This window comes from Aureispira sp. CCB-E, assembly GCF_031326345.1.
In the GTDB taxonomy this organism is placed as follows: domain Bacteria; phylum Bacteroidota; class Bacteroidia; order Chitinophagales; family Saprospiraceae; genus Aureispira.
Window position 1 is genome coordinate 4,800,666 of sequence record NZ_CP133671.1, and the last position, 17,754, is coordinate 4,818,419.

At 36.0% G+C, this 17,754-nt stretch carries 14 protein-coding genes; 3 read left to right on the forward strand and 11 right to left on the reverse strand.

Annotation, left to right across the window (positions count from 1 at the left end):
• Positions 1 to 19 precede the first annotated feature (19 nt).
• The 4 genes from QP953_RS18570 to QP953_RS18585 form a co-directional block, all read right to left on the reverse strand.
• Positions 20 to 1,075 carry a DUF3137 domain-containing protein gene (locus tag QP953_RS18570; protein WP_309552325.1) on the reverse strand — a complete coding sequence of 352 codons (1,056 nt, stop codon included), beginning with the start codon at positions 1,073 to 1,075 and terminating at the stop codon, positions 20 to 22.
• Positions 1,076 to 1,649: 574 nt separating this feature from the next.
• Positions 1,650 to 2,060, reverse strand: coding sequence for a cytochrome c (locus QP953_RS18575; RefSeq protein ID WP_052599438.1), 411 nt, complete (start codon positions 2,058 to 2,060; stop codon positions 1,650 to 1,652).
• An 80-nt stretch (positions 2,061 to 2,140) separates the two neighbouring features.
• Positions 2,141 to 2,779 (reverse strand): SCO family protein, encoded by a 639-nt coding sequence (locus QP953_RS18580; RefSeq protein ID WP_309552327.1) that lies wholly within the window; start codon positions 2,777 to 2,779, stop codon positions 2,141 to 2,143.
• A 244-nt stretch (positions 2,780 to 3,023) separates the two neighbouring features.
• Entirely contained in the window at positions 3,024 to 4,094 is a 1,071-nt protein-coding gene (locus QP953_RS18585) for a CaiB/BaiF CoA-transferase family protein (protein ID WP_052599436.1), read from the reverse strand.
• 155 nt (positions 4,095 to 4,249) lie between these two features.
• On the opposite strand from QP953_RS18585, the gene QP953_RS18590 reads away from it, so the two are divergent.
• The 3 genes from QP953_RS18590 (at position 4,250) to QP953_RS18600 (ending at position 6,166) form a co-directional block, all read left to right on the forward strand.
• Positions 4,250 to 4,699: a hypothetical protein gene (locus QP953_RS18590; RefSeq protein WP_309552328.1), complete on the forward strand. Its 450-nt coding sequence runs from the start codon at positions 4,250 to 4,252 to the stop codon at positions 4,697 to 4,699.
• A 109-nt stretch (positions 4,700 to 4,808) separates the two neighbouring features.
• Complete coding sequence (locus QP953_RS18595) at positions 4,809 to 5,477, forward strand: ABC transporter ATP-binding protein (RefSeq protein WP_052599434.1); 669 nt, start codon at positions 4,809 to 4,811, stop codon at positions 5,475 to 5,477.
• 8 nt (positions 5,478 to 5,485) lie between these two features.
• Positions 5,486 to 6,166 (forward strand): endonuclease V, encoded by a 681-nt coding sequence (locus QP953_RS18600; RefSeq protein ID WP_052599433.1) that lies wholly within the window; start codon positions 5,486 to 5,488, stop codon positions 6,164 to 6,166.
• 34 nt (positions 6,167 to 6,200) lie between these two features.
• Here QP953_RS18600 and QP953_RS18605 read toward each other — a convergent pair whose 3' ends face one another.
• From QP953_RS18605 to QP953_RS18635, 7 genes are all read right to left on the reverse strand, one after another.
• Entirely contained in the window at positions 6,201 to 6,749 is a 549-nt protein-coding gene (locus tag QP953_RS18605) for a GNAT family N-acetyltransferase (protein ID WP_052599432.1), read from the reverse strand.
• Positions 6,750 to 6,819: 70 nt separating this feature from the next.
• Positions 6,820 to 7,662 (reverse strand): alpha/beta hydrolase-fold protein, encoded by an 843-nt coding sequence (locus tag QP953_RS18610; protein WP_309552331.1) that lies wholly within the window; start codon positions 7,660 to 7,662, stop codon positions 6,820 to 6,822.
• A 95-nt stretch (positions 7,663 to 7,757) separates the two neighbouring features.
• Positions 7,758 to 9,968 carry a S41 family peptidase gene (locus QP953_RS18615; RefSeq protein WP_052599430.1) on the reverse strand — a complete coding sequence of 737 codons (2,211 nt, stop codon included), beginning with the start codon at positions 9,966 to 9,968 and terminating at the stop codon, positions 7,758 to 7,760.
• A 377-nt stretch (positions 9,969 to 10,345) separates the two neighbouring features.
• Positions 10,346 to 11,413, reverse strand: coding sequence for a magnesium/cobalt transporter CorA (corA, locus tag QP953_RS18620; protein ID WP_309552332.1), 1,068 nt, complete (start codon positions 11,411 to 11,413; stop codon positions 10,346 to 10,348).
• A gap of 232 nt (positions 11,414 to 11,645) precedes the next feature.
• Complete coding sequence (locus QP953_RS18625) at positions 11,646 to 13,598, reverse strand: hypothetical protein (RefSeq protein ID WP_309552334.1); 1,953 nt, start codon at positions 13,596 to 13,598, stop codon at positions 11,646 to 11,648.
• A 100-nt stretch (positions 13,599 to 13,698) separates the two neighbouring features.
• Positions 13,699 to 15,135 carry an OmpA family protein gene (locus QP953_RS18630; RefSeq protein ID WP_052599427.1) on the reverse strand — a complete coding sequence of 479 codons (1,437 nt, stop codon included), beginning with the start codon at positions 15,133 to 15,135 and terminating at the stop codon, positions 13,699 to 13,701.
• A 60-nt stretch (positions 15,136 to 15,195) separates the two neighbouring features.
• On the reverse strand, positions 15,196 to 17,700 hold the full coding sequence (locus tag QP953_RS18635; protein WP_052599426.1) for a penicillin acylase family protein: 2,505 nt from the start codon (positions 17,698 to 17,700) through the stop codon (positions 15,196 to 15,198).
• Positions 17,701 to 17,754 lie beyond the last annotated feature (54 nt).

Here is a 17,754-nt window from a genome sequence, read left to right on the forward strand (position 1 = left end):
AAATAACACTTCCAAATTACTATAACAAAAATGGATTATCCTTTGACTTCGTACGATTAAAGTTCACGCTTTGCCCAGAGTTTAACAAGCTCCGACTCTCTTCTGGTTGGTGCTCCATGCTTAGATCTTCAACAACAGCAAAGCACAACGCCAGTTCATCGTACAACTCCTTTAATAAGGTATCATCTGTTACTGAGTATTTGATATTAGGTCTAAAAAAATCTTTGCTTGTTGGCATGGCAACATACACTTGATGTTCTATAAAACTAATACTCAATCGAGTATTCCACTTATAGCGCAAATCATAGATTGCTTGCAATAAATTAGGGGTTAAAATCCGATAAACCTCTTCTTCATCCTTGCTGTATACAACGAACTCTTTCTCAAATTCGGGATGATCTTCTAAATATACCACCGAAGAACGTTGAAAAAAAGCTCCAATCTTTTTTTGAAAAATTTTGCCCATCTTGCCAAAAACATTTTCGACACTATCAGGTAATACTTGAATTTGTCCACTGACACGATCAGGTACATTCAATACAAAAAACAAGCCGTCAAATATTGTTCTAGCACTTGTTTCTACCCCACCGTCGCCATTGCTAGTCACCTCTGTTTTAGTAACATGCAGTTCCGAAAATTTAAAAGAGCAGCCCCCCTCTGTTTTTCCTTCAAAGTAATCTTCTCCACTATAAGAGTCATAACTTCCAAACAACTTCGATTTATCAAACAAACTACTTGGTAAATAATTATCAGGTGCATAATAAACTTGAGGGTACGATGCTTCTACAAAAGTAGAGAAAGCTCCTTTCTTAAAATTCGAAATATAATTCGTTTGATAAGGACTTACTTTAAATACAGCGACGACAATAAGTCCTACAATAGAAACAAAAAGCAATCCTATACCTAGTGGTATTTTATTGGCTGCAAAACTTACTATAGCTAGCAACAATAACAAGATGGGGAGCAGATACCATTTTTTTGCCTTTTTGATATTGGCTAATGTATCTTGTCGTTCTTGCTCGATTTTTCGCAAACAGGGGTTGATTTGCCGACGAATATCGCTCAATTTTTTCATTTGGGAATATAAGTTAGATTCTTGATACCAAGGTTAATGGCAACAGAATTTGTATTAAATGATACTCTATTTATTGGGAAAGATGTACACAACGTATACAAAATATAGAATATCAAAAATTATTTGAGTTTTCCCTAATATACAAAAAAGACAATAAATGAAAGAAAAAATGTTCTTAGAAATATCTTTTTTTAACCAAAAAGTTTAATCAAATTGCTAATTCTAATATTCTTCCTTACTTTCTATAATTCCTTGCTCTATTATTACTTAGAGCATGTTCAAAGTTTCTGTTCTTTCAATGCGGCGTTTTTCACAAAAATGATTTGATTTTAGTGTCTAGCAAAGTTCTTTTTTAAGCTAATAGCAATACTTACTACCAACGCTCAAAAAAGAGCTATTAGCTTAGCGAGAATCAATCATCTCTAAATTGAAGATAGAATAAAAACAGACTCTTACTGAAGTAGTAGTTAGCTACACTGCTACTTCGTAGTCGTTGAAACCACGTAGTAACAGCAAAGCTAACTATTGACTGAAGCATACACTTTTGTTATCTGATCCCCTATTTTTAAAGTACTTATTGGCAAGATTCTAAAACAGCTTCCACCTCATTGAGTTGTATAAATTCTCGTTTATTTCCCCAAGCATTATGGATGTAGTTAAGAATATTGGTAATCTCTACATTAGACAAGCCTTCAATGGGAGCCATCCCTGTTTCAAACTCTACCCCATTCACGATAATCTTGCCTTGCAAACCATTCTTAATAATACACGCCGCTCCTACTCCGACGCTTTGCAACATATCGGCTCCAGCAAGAGGCGGATACAATGCTTCCAAACCTGTTCCATCTGACATATGGCAATTTTCGCAATGTTTTTTATACAAGACAGCTCCTTCATTGTAGGTTTTTTCTCTAGGGTTGCCACAAGAAAACAAGAACAGAAGACCTAGCATTACTACCAAACTATATCTAATTATTTTTTGCATATTTATATTTTCTACTCACCATAGCATTTCGTTCAAAAATCTTCCATCACAGCACCAACACCAAATCGTTAAATTACGACTTACTCTTTATCCAATAATAATTGAGTATCCTTAATCAGCTGTTCCATACGTTCTGGATCAGTTCCATCATACATACCACGAATTCGGCGCTTTCTATCCAATAACACAACTGCTCCACTATGATCAAAACCTCCAGGTGCGTCATCTGATTCCAATGCCGTAATATAATAATCATAAGCAATCTTATAAATTGCCTCTTTTTCTCCTGTCAAGAGATGCCAAGTGTCCGAATTAATATCAAATTTATTGGCATACCAAGCCAATCGCCCTACCGTATCGTGTCGAGTATCAATAGAATGAGATAAGATGACAAAATCAGGTCGATCCTTGAACACCTCATATACTTTCTTCATATTCTTCTTTACTTTAGGACAAATTGTAAAACAAGACGTAAAGAAAAAATCGGCTAAATAGATCTTTCCTTCGACTGTTTTTTCGGTTACAGTACTGCTATCTTGATTCACAAATGTAAAAGGTGGTATAATATGATCCAATGAATCAATTACGGTCTTTCCATTTACCTCTTTTTCGATAGGCAATTTTACACCATAAACAGGTAATCCAGAAGGGTTGTCATTCTTGGAAGCACAACAGATACACAAAAGCGCTACCATCCATATAAAAAAAACAGGTTTCATATTTTTATAATATTAATTATTGTAATAAAATCTAGGTTCTGTATGCCTGATTAACATCAACAGCCAGCTGCTACAACGAGTTATTCTGGCACTTTCTTTGGAAACGCAAAGATAAGGAATTAAAGAAAAAATAAATTATAGAAATTCGTTTTGATCTCAAGAAATCTTATTCAGAATAATTTCAAATTACAGCACAATTCAACAGTCACTATCATTTACTCTTAATGAGTGTTTTAACTTAGTTTTAGTTAATTTTAAAGGCAGCCGTTCGAACTCTTTGTGTCAACAAACCATCCACCTCTTCTTCTAAAATCATTTTCTGAGCAGTTGGCTGTTCAAAAACTTCCTGCATATTGCGCACCTGACCAATAGGCACAAATTTCTGGTGGCAACGCTCCAAAATATCCTCTGCTATCAACCCTTTGAAGGTTTGACTTAATTCTTTTGCCAAAACAACCCGATGCTTGACTCTTGCTATATTGGTTTGATAGTTTTCGTTTTCCAATAAATCAGGACGATTGATGCAAGTACAGAGATTCACAAATTGACGATCAGAACCAATAGATAAAATTAAGCGTTTGGCATCTTTGGTTTCAAATAATTCACCATAAGGAGCAATATTTGGATGTAGAGATCCCATCCGTTGAGGGATATGTTTTCCCATCAGCCAATTGGTGGCTTGATTAGCCAAAGAGGCCACTGCGGCTTCCAACAAAGAGACACTAACATAAGCCCCTTGCCCTGTTTTGTAACGTTGTAACAACGCTACTAAAATGCCTTCTTTTAACTGGTGTGCCGCCAAAACATCAATTAACGCAACGGGCATTTTGGTTGGAGGTCCATCTGCTTGTCCATTCATATACATAAAGCCTGATTCCGCTTGCAGCACTACATCAAATGCCACTCGTTCGCTCTCCTCTCCAAAACCTGAGATATTGGCATAGATCAATTCTGGTCGGATTGCTTTTAAATGTTCGTAGTCCATCCCTAATTTCTGCGCCGATTGCTTCTTATAATTCGCAACAACAACATCGGCTGTTTTGACCAATTCGTACACTGCATTTTTTCCTTCTTCTGTCGACAAGTCCAAAAACTGCACTTCTTTTTTCCAATTAATAGCACAGTAATAGGCAGAAACTGACGCTGTTTTATCTTCTGATGGTAGGCGCCAAGTTCTGGTAACGTCTCCGCCTGTTTTTTTATTTTCAATTTTAATTACATCTGCCCCTAACTCTGCAAAAAAAAGTCCCACGGCTGGTCCTGCTAACACCGACGCCAATTCTATTACTTTCAAATCTTTAAAAATGCTCTCCATTTTGTAAATTTATGTTTGTGATACAAATCCGCAGCAAAACTATGGAAAAATATACAATTCTTTATATTAGGAGTACTTAGCTGCGCTGCTACCTTATTTTTAAGGGATAAGTCTCTAAAATTTCATAAATTTGAAAAACACAAGCTTAGTATGTTATGAATATGAAAAACCACTATAAAGAAAAATTTTGGGACTATGATAATGATCAACTTAAAGATATTATCGCAGGACGTTTTAGAGAAGCCTCTGACGACGAAGTAGCTGCTGCAATAGAACTACTCCAAGAACGTCAACATCAATACAACCAATCCAATCTATCTCTGGCAGAAATTCCAAATGCTTCTATGCCTGCTCTATTGGAAATTGTTAAAAATCCGAACATTTGGGGAAGTGCTGCTGTTGAAATTGCAGAAGCTGAAATTTTGCGCCGAGAACATCAGCCCTTGGAGGAAAAAACACCTGACAATGGAAAAAAAACAATTCTACAAATCGTTTTAATGGTACTAGGTGTTATTGTTTCAGTACTTTTACTAAAATTGATTGCTGGGATTGTATTAATTTGCTTTTTCTTCTATTGTGTCATTTCTTGCTTAAATGGCTTGTAAGAACAATAAAAAAACAAATGCTTAAAACAAGTTTTGTAGTACATAAAAAATAACCTACTTTTAAGGTTTACACTGTCTACACACTATTGCTATTGACGAAAATAATTAAATGATACACGCAAAAGACATAAAAAAAACTTACGACAACCTTACCGTTCTCAAAGGGGTGGATCTTGAAATTAAAAAGGGAGAAATTGTTTCTATAGTTGGGAAATCTGGTGCTGGGAAAAGTACTTTGTTGCACATCTTGGGTACGCTTGATAGACAAGACTCTGGCGTTTTGACTATCAATGGCAAGGACATTAGCCAACTACCTGAAAAAGAACTCTCTGCATTTCGAAATCAACACATTGGCTTTGTCTTTCAATTTCATCATTTATTACCAGAATTCAATGCCTTAGAAAATGTCTGTATCCCTGCTTATATTCAGAAAAAATCTGAAAAGGAAGCAGTGGCACGTGCCACACAATTATTGTCTGACTTAGGTCTCAAGGATCGATTGCACCACAAGCCATCCCAACTTTCTGGAGGAGAACAACAGCGAGTTGCTGTCGCTCGTGCTATGATGAACAACCCTGCTGTTATTTTGGCGGATGAACCTTCAGGGAATTTGGACACTGAGACCTCTCAACAATTACACGAACTTTTTTTTGATTTGCGAGATAAGCATCAACAAACATTTATTATTGTCACACACAATACTGAATTGGCAAAAATGAGTGATCGTACCTTGGTTATGAAAGATGGGGTGATTATTGACGACCAAATTAACAGCTAAATTAATTTATGGATTTAGACTTCTTACGAGATGAACAAGAATGGTTAGCCAAACAAGTCGTAATTTCAACCAATGATCGAATGTTTGACGCCTCGGATGTCTTATTTGGTGTAGATATTCAATATGTAAAAGAAGAAGCTTTTTGTGCTATTGCAGCCTATCAATTTAATGGCACTCATTTAGATACCTTTATTTTTAAAACACAAACAGGCATGGAGTATGTTTCTGGCTTTTTCTGTTTTAGAGAAGGACCTCCTGTTCTTAGAACCATCCGAAAAATCTTAGCAACTAAAAATTTAATTCCTCAACTAATCATTATTGATGGGCATGGAATTGCGCACCCTAGAAAGTTAGGTATTGCCAGCTGGATTGGAGTTAAAACCAATATACCTAGTATAGGTGTTGCTAAAAGACCGCTTCTAAAATACGATGGAGAACTGGGACTAGAACGCGGATCAACACTTCCCATCTTCCGAAAAGGGCAAGAAGTTGGCAGCGTTTTGAGAACTCAAACTGATATTAAACCTGTTTATGTTAGTCCTGGTTATAAAATGTCTTTAACACAGTCCAATCAAATTATTTTAGATTGTTCGCCTACTTATCGTATTTCAGAGCCCATACGACTTGCAGATCAGGTGGCAAGAGTATTTGCCAAAGGCAAAAAGATGCCAAATGTAACGATTCTATAACTTAAAGCTGTATAAAGTTTTTTGCTATAAAATATCAACTAGAACTGTTTTGTTTGTAAGCTTCTTTCCTTATTTTATACCAATTATAAGCTCCGCCATCCCCCTCATAATCATCTACCTTATAAAAGGTTAAGCCCAATTTTAACAAGACTTTATTAGAAGCTATGTTTTCAGGCATAGCAATACCGATGATTTGCGGAAGCTCCAAAACATCAAAGCCATAGTTGATAATCTTTTGAGAAGCTTCTGTAGCAATCCCCTTGCCCCAATATTCGGGTAAAAAACGAAACCCAATATCTGTCTCGTTCATGCTCTTTAGATATTTGAGACCGGCAAAACCAATTAGTTTATTATCTGGCTTGTAAACAACTGCCCATCTGCCATAACCATAAGTTTGATAATCGGTAAGCCAAACGTTTTGAATCAGCGCTTTTGCTGCTTCTAACGAAGCAATTAAGCCATCTCCTGTATACTTTTGTACCTCCGCATTCGAACCAAATTCGTAAACGGCTGCATCATCTTCGACTCGAAATGGTCTGATAATAAGACGACTAGTTTCTATCCCTGTAAATGCTTCTTTCATGCTTTATGTTTTGGAATGTTTTATCAGCAATTGATTGTTTTGGGGGAACTGTTCTTATTCCCCCAAAACATTACTCTTTTTCCTTTACTTTTTCAAATATACTTTCAAATGCCTTATAAACAGCTAAATGCAGTGCATCTCCATGATCCTGTGCTTCTAAAAATTCAAAAAATGTTTTTGTATTTTTTTTGTCTAAGACACTCACTTTTTTGTACAATTCCTTAGCAGTTCCTTCCATTACTTTTCCTTCTTTTCCCACGGCTATGTAAATCGACTTTGAAGTCGTATAGGTTGGTAAATTCCAAGATAGTAAAGATTGGTCATCCCACCACAAACTAGGACTAACAATAATATAATTGTCAAATAAGTTAGGTTGCTTAAATAATATTTCTGTTGCCAAAAGCCCTCCTAATGATTGCCCTATCAAAGTTTTGGTATCATTAATAGCATATTCTTTTGCAATGAATGGCTGCAACTCTTTTGCTATAAAACGAATAAATTTCTCTGATCCACCCGTTGTTGGAAAATCTTTCTTGTCTTTTTCATTATTAGTAGGATAAGTAAAATCTCGTTTTCGGTCTACATTCCCAATACCAACAACTATCGTTTCAGGTAGTAAGTTAATCCACGAGAAGGAGCCAAATTGTACCAAACCTGCAATATGAATAAAATCTTCGTCAATGGAACCATCTAATAGGTAAATGACAGGATACGTTTTAGAAGATTCTTTAGAATAGCCATTGGGAAGATAGATGTTTAGCACTCGATTTTCGCCCAAGATAGCAGACTCTACTTCAAGCGTCTCTCCTATCGTAAATGCTGTTTTGCTTTTGATGTTTAATGTCTTTTGTGCAGCTAAAAAAGAGCTGCTTAGCAACAAAAGCATCCATAAGGTTAACTGGTGTAATTGCATTGTATTTTAATTTTAAATATTAAAAAATCAACAACAATATAAAACATCTTACTCTATCTCAATAATGATTATTACAACATTTTTGAATACAATAACTATTCTTTTTCAATCAACTCAATTGCCTTTTCCAACAATTCATCCTTGCCATTTCTAATTCCCTTTATGGTCGGCAGTACTTCTACATCAGGTACAATACCAATACGCTGTGTTTCTGCTCCATTGGGATAATAAACCCCTATGCCCGAAATCATTGTACTTAGCCCACCAGGTAAAAGAATTTTAGAAACATTTCCATCGGCTCCCGCTGTTGTACTCCCAACAATTGTTGTATTGTGTCCTGCTCTAAATGCCATTGCCGTGTACTCTGCCTGACTTTGAGACAACTCATTGACTAAGACGACTACTTTTCCTCCATAGAGGTCTCCAGAAGCAGGAATACTCAACGGACTAGTGTATGTAAATTCACCAGGATTATTGACATTCCCTTTTGTAAATTTCACAAAAGGGGTTGGGCTTGATACCAAATAAGACCCTAGCAAAAAAGGAACAAATGTAGATGGATAATTTCTAATATCAATAACCACCCCTTTGGTGTGTGCAAACAAATTTTTGATCGCCTCTATATCTTCAGATTGAATGGTTGCCAACGTAATATAACCAATCTCATCGCTCAGCAACTTGTAACACTTGCCTTCCTTTTTTCGATACCAAGCATAATAATTCAATGACTTAGGGTCATATAAAGTCAACATCTTGGTACTTACTTTTCCATCTTGTTCGTATTCTATTTTCACCTTTTGGTCATTAGAACGTAAAATATCTCTTGAAATATCTCTCAAACGAGTAGGTTGATTAGACGCAGGATAATAAGGTGCCTTTTCTTTAACAAGAGCTTCAACGGGTGTTCCATTTATTTTAGTAATAACGGCTCCTATATTCAGTCCTACGGATGCTTTGTGTTCTAAATTATAATAATCTACGACGACTAATTGATTCTCAATAAATCGAGTATGAATAGGAGGGTAATACTTTCCCTTCCATTCCATAATTTTATTATTGCCTCCCCAAAGATTGGCATGTGTGTCTTGAATATCGCCAATCATTTGCACAGCTGCCAACTCATATTCCAATTCATCTTGTGCCTCAATAAATTTAGGAATGTATGTTTTCAAAGCTTCATTCCAGTCTTTATCCATTAAATGCTTGTAAGGGAAGTAGTAATGAATCATATTCCAATACTTAAAAGCGGCTAATAGCCGAAAGCCAGTATCGGGGTAAGGCATATTTTCATAAGCATTTTCGTGCAAAAATTTAGGATTGCCAACTCCTACTGCCATTTCCACATAATAATTTTCACCTTGGTGCCGATTCTTGTAAATCTCTTCTAATTTTTTTTGTAGTTTTTTGCCTATACTAGAGTCGTGCACCCAAGCCAAATCTGGTTTGAGCAAAGCATCCGTTTCTGTTGAAGCACAATCGTTACAAGTTTTTAGACCACCATATTTTGATAGCCATTTGAGCAGGTAACGATCCCGCATTCTATCATCGGTTATGTTCAAGTACTGCGGCAACATACGGAACAACTCAAAATCCCAATTATAATTTCCTTTGGCTACTTTAGGATGATGGTATTTCATTAACCCCCAAATACGCCCTAACAATTCTAAATTAGCAACATTTTGTTCGTTGATAACAATGGACGTTATTGCTGACCCTTTAATAAACTCTTTGTCTAAAGCAGCTGGTAAGCGTTTCCTTTTTACCTCTTTTAATGTTTGCACATCCTCGCCATCAATTGTCAATACAAAATCATCAAACCAAGCTTCCCCTTGTCCAACAAGAATGCCTGCTACAAAAATCTGTTCTCCTTCTTCTGGATAAGGCAATTCGATACTATATTTTTTCCAATCCTTTGTCCCCTTAATTCCTTGGCTTTGCATATTATCAAAAGCCAAACTCGTTCCATTTCCGTCAATTCTCAACAGCAATCCCGCAAATCCATCGGCAACATTCTTTATTTTCATAAATCCTTCTAACTTAATCTTCTTCCCTTCGTATTTGGCTGGAATATGATAAGCTATTGAACCAAAATTCAAATCGCTTTCTGTAGACACAATCTTTGCGGCATAATTACCTGAATATCCTTTTTCACTAACCCCCAACTGATAATCGCCCCATTGAAGCCATCCATCAGGCAATGGTTTATCTGTTGTTTTTTTCTCAAAATTCAAATTAAACTTAGCGCTATCTTGACCATACGCACTTAGGCAAATCAAATGGAATAGTATCCAACAAAAATTTTTCATGCTTACTTTTTTTAGGTTATAACAATCCATCAACAACTTTTTCTCTGCAATAATCAACCAATTATAAGGCTAATGATTAGGCGTAAAGTGCCACCTTAATTTATAGATGATATAATTGATAGTAGTTAGCTACGCTGCTACTTCGTGGTCGTTGATTAGTATTGATTGAGGAATTGAATTATTATACATAGATAATTGAACAATTGGTTGCATCGTTGAGGGAGATGCTTGTTTTTGTAAAACAATATGGGGTCACATGATAGATATATTCCCCAAAAGCAAACAGGTTATCACTTTTTAAAAAAATTTCTTCTTTACCAATAGAATAGCTTTACACTAGAGAAATCTAAATCAATTATTTGTGCAACTAAAAACACTTAAAACCATTTTTTTAATTTAAAGTAAATCAACATTCCTACGGCTACCACAATCATAACTACCCACATGATAAAGTAACTATATCGGTATTTTAATTCAGGAATATAATCGAAGTTGGTTCCATAAATTCCTGCAATGAATGTCAGCGGAATGAAAATGACAGAAAACACCGTTAGGAATTTCATAATATCGTTTAACTTACTACTGATCGTGGTATGGTATATATTCAATTGATCCGATAAAATTTCTCGGTAACTATCGGTTAACTCTGTCGCATGATTAATATTGTCCTCCAATTCTTTAAGATGAATAACAATATCCCCTTCTCCTATTAAATCAGAATCTAGCTTATTAAATGCCAGAATCATTTCTTTAGCAGGCTTGATGTTCTTTCTTAAAAAGTTAAGTTCACGCTTGTAAGCATTAATTTTTTCAACAACAGCTTGGCTTGGGTCATTCAACAAATACTCCTCTAAGGATTCAATTTTTTGTCCAAGTACTCCAATAATATAAATATAATTATCTATAACAATATCCAACAAAGCAAAAGCAAGATAGTCCGTCCCTCCATTTCTAATGCGTTTTTTTTGTTTCCTAATCCGATCACGCACGGGTTCAAAAACATCGCCATCCTTCTCTTGAAAAGAAATCAGCACACTAGGAGTTATAATCAAGCTCAAATTTTCAACCGTAATCATATCGGAATCTGCATCATGTTGCAACATTTTGATAGATAAAAAAATACAATTATCATGCTCTTCTACTTTAGGTCTAGCTTGTGTGTTGAGTACATCCGCCAAAATAAGGTGTTCCAAATGAAATCCAGCAGCCAATTCCTCCATAATAGATGTATTGTGCAAGCCATCTATGTTAAACCAAGTGACCGTATCCTTCTCTTGAAAAGATAAAACATCTTTTACCTCATTCACAACATTTTCAATAAGATTAACAGCATCAAAGTCTATGACACGCAAACGAACTTCACTAACTTTTGGCTTTCCTCGGAATAACAGATCGTCAGGAGCCAAGCCTATTTCTTCTTTCTTTTTTTTAATAAACCTTGCCATCTTTTTTATTTAGTCGTTTGTTGATTTATTCAATGTTTTGTAAAAAACACTCAGAGCGGTACAGCTAACTAAGTAATCGTTCAAAAAGATAACAAGTCAAACAGCCTTCTTATTTTTTCTGACCTCTTACTTAACGCACTAAAAAAGCCATCCTCAAAATCGAGATGGCTATTCATAATTTGCTAAAGCACGTAATTCTTAGCAAATTGTTCTACTATTTACAAAATAGGCACTATGCCTCTTTGGCAGCTAGTTCTTTAGCTTCTAAAACCCACTGATCAATACGGTCGGTAGAAGCCTCTACAACTTGATGCAGCAAAGCTCTATTTTCATCCGAAAGATTCGCTAATTCTGAATAAGTATAAATACCAAAATCGTTTAATATTTCTGCTGCTGTCATTGTCAACCCTTCGATAGCCTTTAGGTTATCTTTTTTCTGTTGATCCATCAACTGCTGTACTGTATTAGAATTACTGTGTTCTTGAAGTTGTTGTTCCAAGGTTTCTATTTTTTCTTGATAAGCCAACTTCTCTTGTTCAAATTGTTTTAGCTGCTCTTCTTGAGCTTGAGCGTTTTTCTTCAATCGATTAATTACCTTAATCAATTTAGCTTGATCAGGAGTAGCCCCTCCTCCCATCTCTTCTAAAGTTTGAATTCTAGCTAACAATTCATTTTTAGAAAACTCCAAAGAACGTTTTTCTGACTTTATCTCCAACAAAACTTTGTTTAGCTTCTTATTTTCTTTGCGCACCAGTTCCAATTCGCTCATGACTTGCTCCTGAAAATTTTCATGTTGGTAGTTGATTCGCTCTTTTTCTAGTCGAGTCGATGAAAGTTCTTTGTTTACTTGAAAATAACGCTCTTTTAAATTTTCAAACGCATCATTCAAAGCATCCATTTCACCACCAGACAAAGACAGTTCTTTTTCATAACGTTTTCGAGTCTTTTCCAGCTCCAACATCAGCTGTTTTTTATTTTCTTCTAGTTCAGCTGCTTTTTCTTTATGTTGAGACATTTCCGCCGTTGAAGCTTCTAAACGATCCACCCAAGTTTTAGCATCCTTCTCCAATTCAGAATATTTCTCAATAGTCGATTGTTTGTATTCTTTGTAGGCAACCTCTAAGTTTTGTTTTTCTTCTACCGTATTGTGATAAGCATCTTCTAAATCAGAATGTTTTTCTTGAAGAGAACTAAATCGTTCATCTAGTAATTGCTCTCTTTTTTGAATCGAACTATAATCATTTTCTAAATCTTTAAAATGCTCTTGAATCTGCGCCAACTCTTCTGCTGCTGCTTTTCGTTGCGCTTCCAGTTCAGCGGTCAATTGTTGGTGATTTGATTCTAGATTAGAATATGCCTCTGCATATTCGTTTGTATATTGTGTAGATTGTTCCAGTTGAGATTGGAGAGATTTGAGGTGACCGCTCAGTTTCTCTATTTCAGAACCTGTACTAATTTGATAACTTTCATAAGCTTTTGCCAATTCCGTTTTTTCTTGTTCAGACTCCTCATAAGAGAGATTTAGATTTTGGTACTTCTCCTGCCATTCGGTCAAACGCTCGTTGTAAGTAGTTGCTTTATCTTTTAATTCTTTATAATCCGTTTTTAGTTCTGCCATGGAAGCATTAACCACTTCCATTTCCTCGTTTGCCTCTTCCAATTCTGTCGAGAGCTTAGCATTTTCTTCTTTTAATTGAGATAAGCTTTCCTGTAATTTTTCATTGATACGATTCGACTTTGCCAATTGGAACTTCACCGTTTCATAACCATCATTTGCTTTTTTGGTTTTGATACGGAGTTCTTTGATTTCATTTTCTTTCTTGTCTTTATAATTGTCAAAATCCATCTGCAACTCCTTATGCCTGTTGTTATTTCCAGACATATCCCGTTCCAGACGTTCGTAATCCATTTTGAGACCATCTAGCGTACTTTCAGCAGCAACCAAAGCCGTATCGACATCCAGTTTACTATTATAAAGCTCATCGTATCGCTTTTTCATTTTTTCTAAATCTCGTTTTGCTTTTTCAGCAGCGGCAGCATTCTCAGCAGCATTTCCATCTCCACCAGGAGCTGAAACAGGCTTAGCAGAGGCATGATTGTTAACTGGTTGCAAGAACCACGCTAACATATATCCCATTACAGCTGCTCCAAGCATAAATCCCAAAACCATTATCCAACAAGACATATTACGTATACAATTAGTTTGGTCATTCAATATTTCTTTTAGAAGAAACTTAAAATTTTAAGATTCCATAACTTACTCTTATGTGGTTCTAGTAAGTTACTTACTTAAGCGAATCTATTTTTGGTGTATTTATCGTTCTTTTTGCGACCGAATCAACAGAGTTTTTTTTCTTTGTTTTTTTAACTAGATTCTTTTTTTTCTCTGTTTCCAAAGGTGGCAAAGCATATAGTTTAGGTTGACTTCCATCATAAGAAATAAACAAGTCTACCCTTCTATTAATTTGTTGGCCATATTTTGTATTCTCCTCTCCTAGAGGATGCGAATCCCCAGCAGTGGTTGTTTCTATACGATCTTCTAGTATACCATGCTTTTTCAAGAAGCCACGAACATACTCCGCTCTTTGGCTGCCATTAACAGCACTTTCCTCTTTTGTTTTAGATGGATTACTATGACCAACACAATAAATTTTGGCCTTTTTGTTCATACTAATATACAAAATTAAATCATTCATGTAAGCTTTTAGCTTATCATTCATGATAATTTTGTTTGTTTTTTGACCAAAATCTTTGAAACGAAAAACCTGCATTTCCTTTAGTTCTTTTTCAATTTTGGCATATTTTCGGTCATATTGTTTCGCACGTGTCGGTTGCAGCACGTCCAACTCAAATCCCATTGCATTGGGTAAAAACTTATTATAAAGTGCCGAATTAAACACCGCCAATCGTTCGTCTGCTACACCTTTGATAGCAACTTGGCGAGCATCAGCCCCCAATTGCACCAATAAGCTTCGCATTTTGTTTGCTCTTGCCCATCCCAAATTTTCAAATACGGTACCATTCCCTTCGTCCGGATGATTGTATCCTGTCAATATTAGTTGACGTTGAGGATTTTCTTTTAGGTAAGCAACTAGTTGCTTTAGCACATCCTCCATAGCAGGCGGTAGGCTTAGCAAAAAGTCAACACTAGCATAATTAAAAACAAAGTTATTATCTGCCTCTATTTTGAACTTTGTTGCTATATCCTCTACTTTAAAAGGAGCCATACAAGTAAAAAGAAATTCTATAGCTCCAAAAACCATTTTATTGTCAACATCTACCAATAAATTTTTTCGCAGCCCAGCTTCTACGGCAATTTGATATGCTGGCGTTTCGGAATTGACAAATAATTGTTGCCGAATTGCTTCTGCCCGTTCTCGCCCCAATTGGGCACCACCAGATTCATTCTCTGTAAAAAGACCTCTAATCGTCACCTTTTTGATAGGATTAGATTTGACGTAACGCACCACTTCCATCAACTGTTCGCTAACTTCTTGATAAAGGATTGGTTTCGCACTATTTTCAGGAAAAAGTATCGTTTTTTGAGTTTCGAGACGAAAAGCATTTCCATCTTCAATCAACATTGTGCCTCCAAGAGCGCCATTATAACTATCTACGCTTGTACCACAACAATTCTCAGAGAACAAATAGCTTCCTGCTGCTACCCAAGCCATCAGCCCTATAGCAGTTATCAAAGCGTATAAACTATTTCTTCTTTGCATTTAATTGTATATTTTTTGACAACTATTGGTTACAACCAAAATGATACAATAGACATTATTTTATTGAAATTCTTGTGCAAAAATAATGCGCTCAGGTGCATCATCTGGTGTTTTCATAAAGAGCAATTTATAATGCTCTCCTTTAGACCATTTGTCTAACATATTTTTATAATAATAACTTCCAGGGTTTTCGGACTGTCCTCCAGGATAAATACCATATGCATTAATTTCATCTCCTAACTCCACCACCATTCTCCAAGAAGGTCCAGGGCGTTTATTCAAAGCATTTAATGTAGAACCATGACCATCTGAAGGTATATCGTCAACACTAAACGCTTTTAACGTTGATAAATGCTGAACAATAGATCCTCTTTGCTCCTTCCATTTAAGAATTGCTCCAGTACTGCTATCTCTTGGAACAGCCTTACACATTTTTTGAAAAGCTAATGTGAAGACATCGGCTATATACTCTCGTTGGTCTGTTGCTACTATATCTATTACGATATTTGCTGTATCTCGTTTCAACAAATGTAATAAATTATATTCCTCTGGCAATACAATCTCCTGCTTATCAGCCTTTTCCTTTTTCAACGCTATAATTTCATCATACACCAGATACTCCAAAGTATCGAACCACATTTCAAAAATTGTAGGTTCTATTTGATCTTTGGTGTATTTATAATCCCAATCTTTTAGTTGGTGCCAAACCTCTAACTCGTCTTTATTTAACGCCCCTTTTTGAATATGCAACTTCAACAAGTCCATAAAATCTTCGGCTTTGACACTGTAAGCATCGTACTGCAAGGCCATCATATCTTCTACCGTAATGCTATCCATTTCCGCTAAACGCCGATTCAAATAGCGTCCTCGATACTCTTCAAAATAACCATAATAGTCATAAGGATATAACGCAGGATTGACAGAATGTTGATTCGCAGAAGCAACAAAATTCTTGGCAGGATTGTATTCGTGTGGAATATCTTTTTGAGGAATAAAACCAGGCCACAACTCCTTGGAGCTTGTTCCTTGTTGCACAAAACGTCCTTGCATTTCTTTGCGTAATGGCAATTTTCCTTGTGTCCAAAGTGCTATATCTCCATTTTTAGCAGCAAACACAATATTTTGAGCAGGACAGGCAAAATGACGGATGGCATCTTTATAATCGTTGTAATTTTTACTCTTTACTAATTTCAAAAATGTAAGTGGCTCCGTAGAAGGATCGTGCAACGTCCATCTCAATACAAAATCTTGATTTCCGACACTATGCGCCACTGGACCAAAATGAGTCATATAGATGGTGTCAAAAACCGAAGGAGCATCTCGAACCTTTATTTCCTCAACAATAATACTAGATTTCTTATAAGTACTGTCAAACCAATATTCTGATTTGGTCTCGTCTTTCCATTGAATTGCATACCAATCTTTTACGTCATGGCTAACGTTGGTAACTCCCCAAGCAATATTTTCATTAAAGCCAGAGATTACTCCAGGAGCTCCAGGCAAAGAAGCCCCATAACTATTAAACTCTGGGGTACTTAATTGAATTTCAAACCAAATTGAAGGCAAGTTTAGTTTTAAATGAGGATCGTTGCAAAGGATAGGATTCCCCGAAACCGTTTTTGCACCAGATACAGCCCAGTTGTTACTTCCTATTCCTTTAGGTGAAAAAGCCCTTGTTAAGCTATCCATCCCCAATTCTCCCAAATACAAACTAATTGGATTTGTCTCATCTATTACAACAGGCTTCACATAATTCATAGAATCCAGAATAATAGGCGATTGCTCTTCAAAATACTCTGCATATAAATTATTAAATTGCTCCAAGCCAATTTCTTTTAAGACATTGGTCAACTCAAAATCATGGTCTCGCTCTGTCAACATTCGCCCCATATTTTTTAACAACAAGGCTGTTTTGAGAGGCGTCCAAGGCTCTGGCTTATAATTTTGCAGCTTATAAAACAAAGGCAAATCATCATAAGAAAGTGAGTTGATATAAGCATTGACTCCATCTGAGTAACTATTTAAGGCCTTGTATTTTTCAGGTTCTTTAGACCAAAGCTCAACAGAACGTCGAGCACCTAATGGCAATCCCAAACGACGAGTTTCAATATCTTTTTTGATCAAAATTTTGCGGAAATGTTCGGTCGTTCCCAAAATTTCTGCCAACCGACCAGCTGCGGCATGTGTTTGTAATTCCATTTGCCACAATCGCAAAGAAGCGGTCACATAACCTTGCGCAAAAGTTGCATCCTCTATGTTCGCTGCAAATATATGCGGCACCATTCTATCATCGTACTTGACCTGAACAGGCGCAGAAAGTGTTTCGTGATAAATTGTAGTTTTCAAAGCAGGTGTTTTTCCCTCTGCATTTTGCCAAAAACCATGAGAAGGACTCAATAATTTGCCTATTGGCGGAATAAATTGCTCAGTGCTTGCTACAACCATAAGGTTGCCATCTTTATCTTTAGTGCTTTTTTCTGGCTCTCCTGTTTGACGAGCAGATCCCAATGCCCAAATAAATGCTATCGTGATTGTTAAAGAAAGGAATAACTTAAGAAAACTCATATAGGTTGCTGAATTGTAGTAACAAGTAGATATCTATGAAACAAGTGTATGATT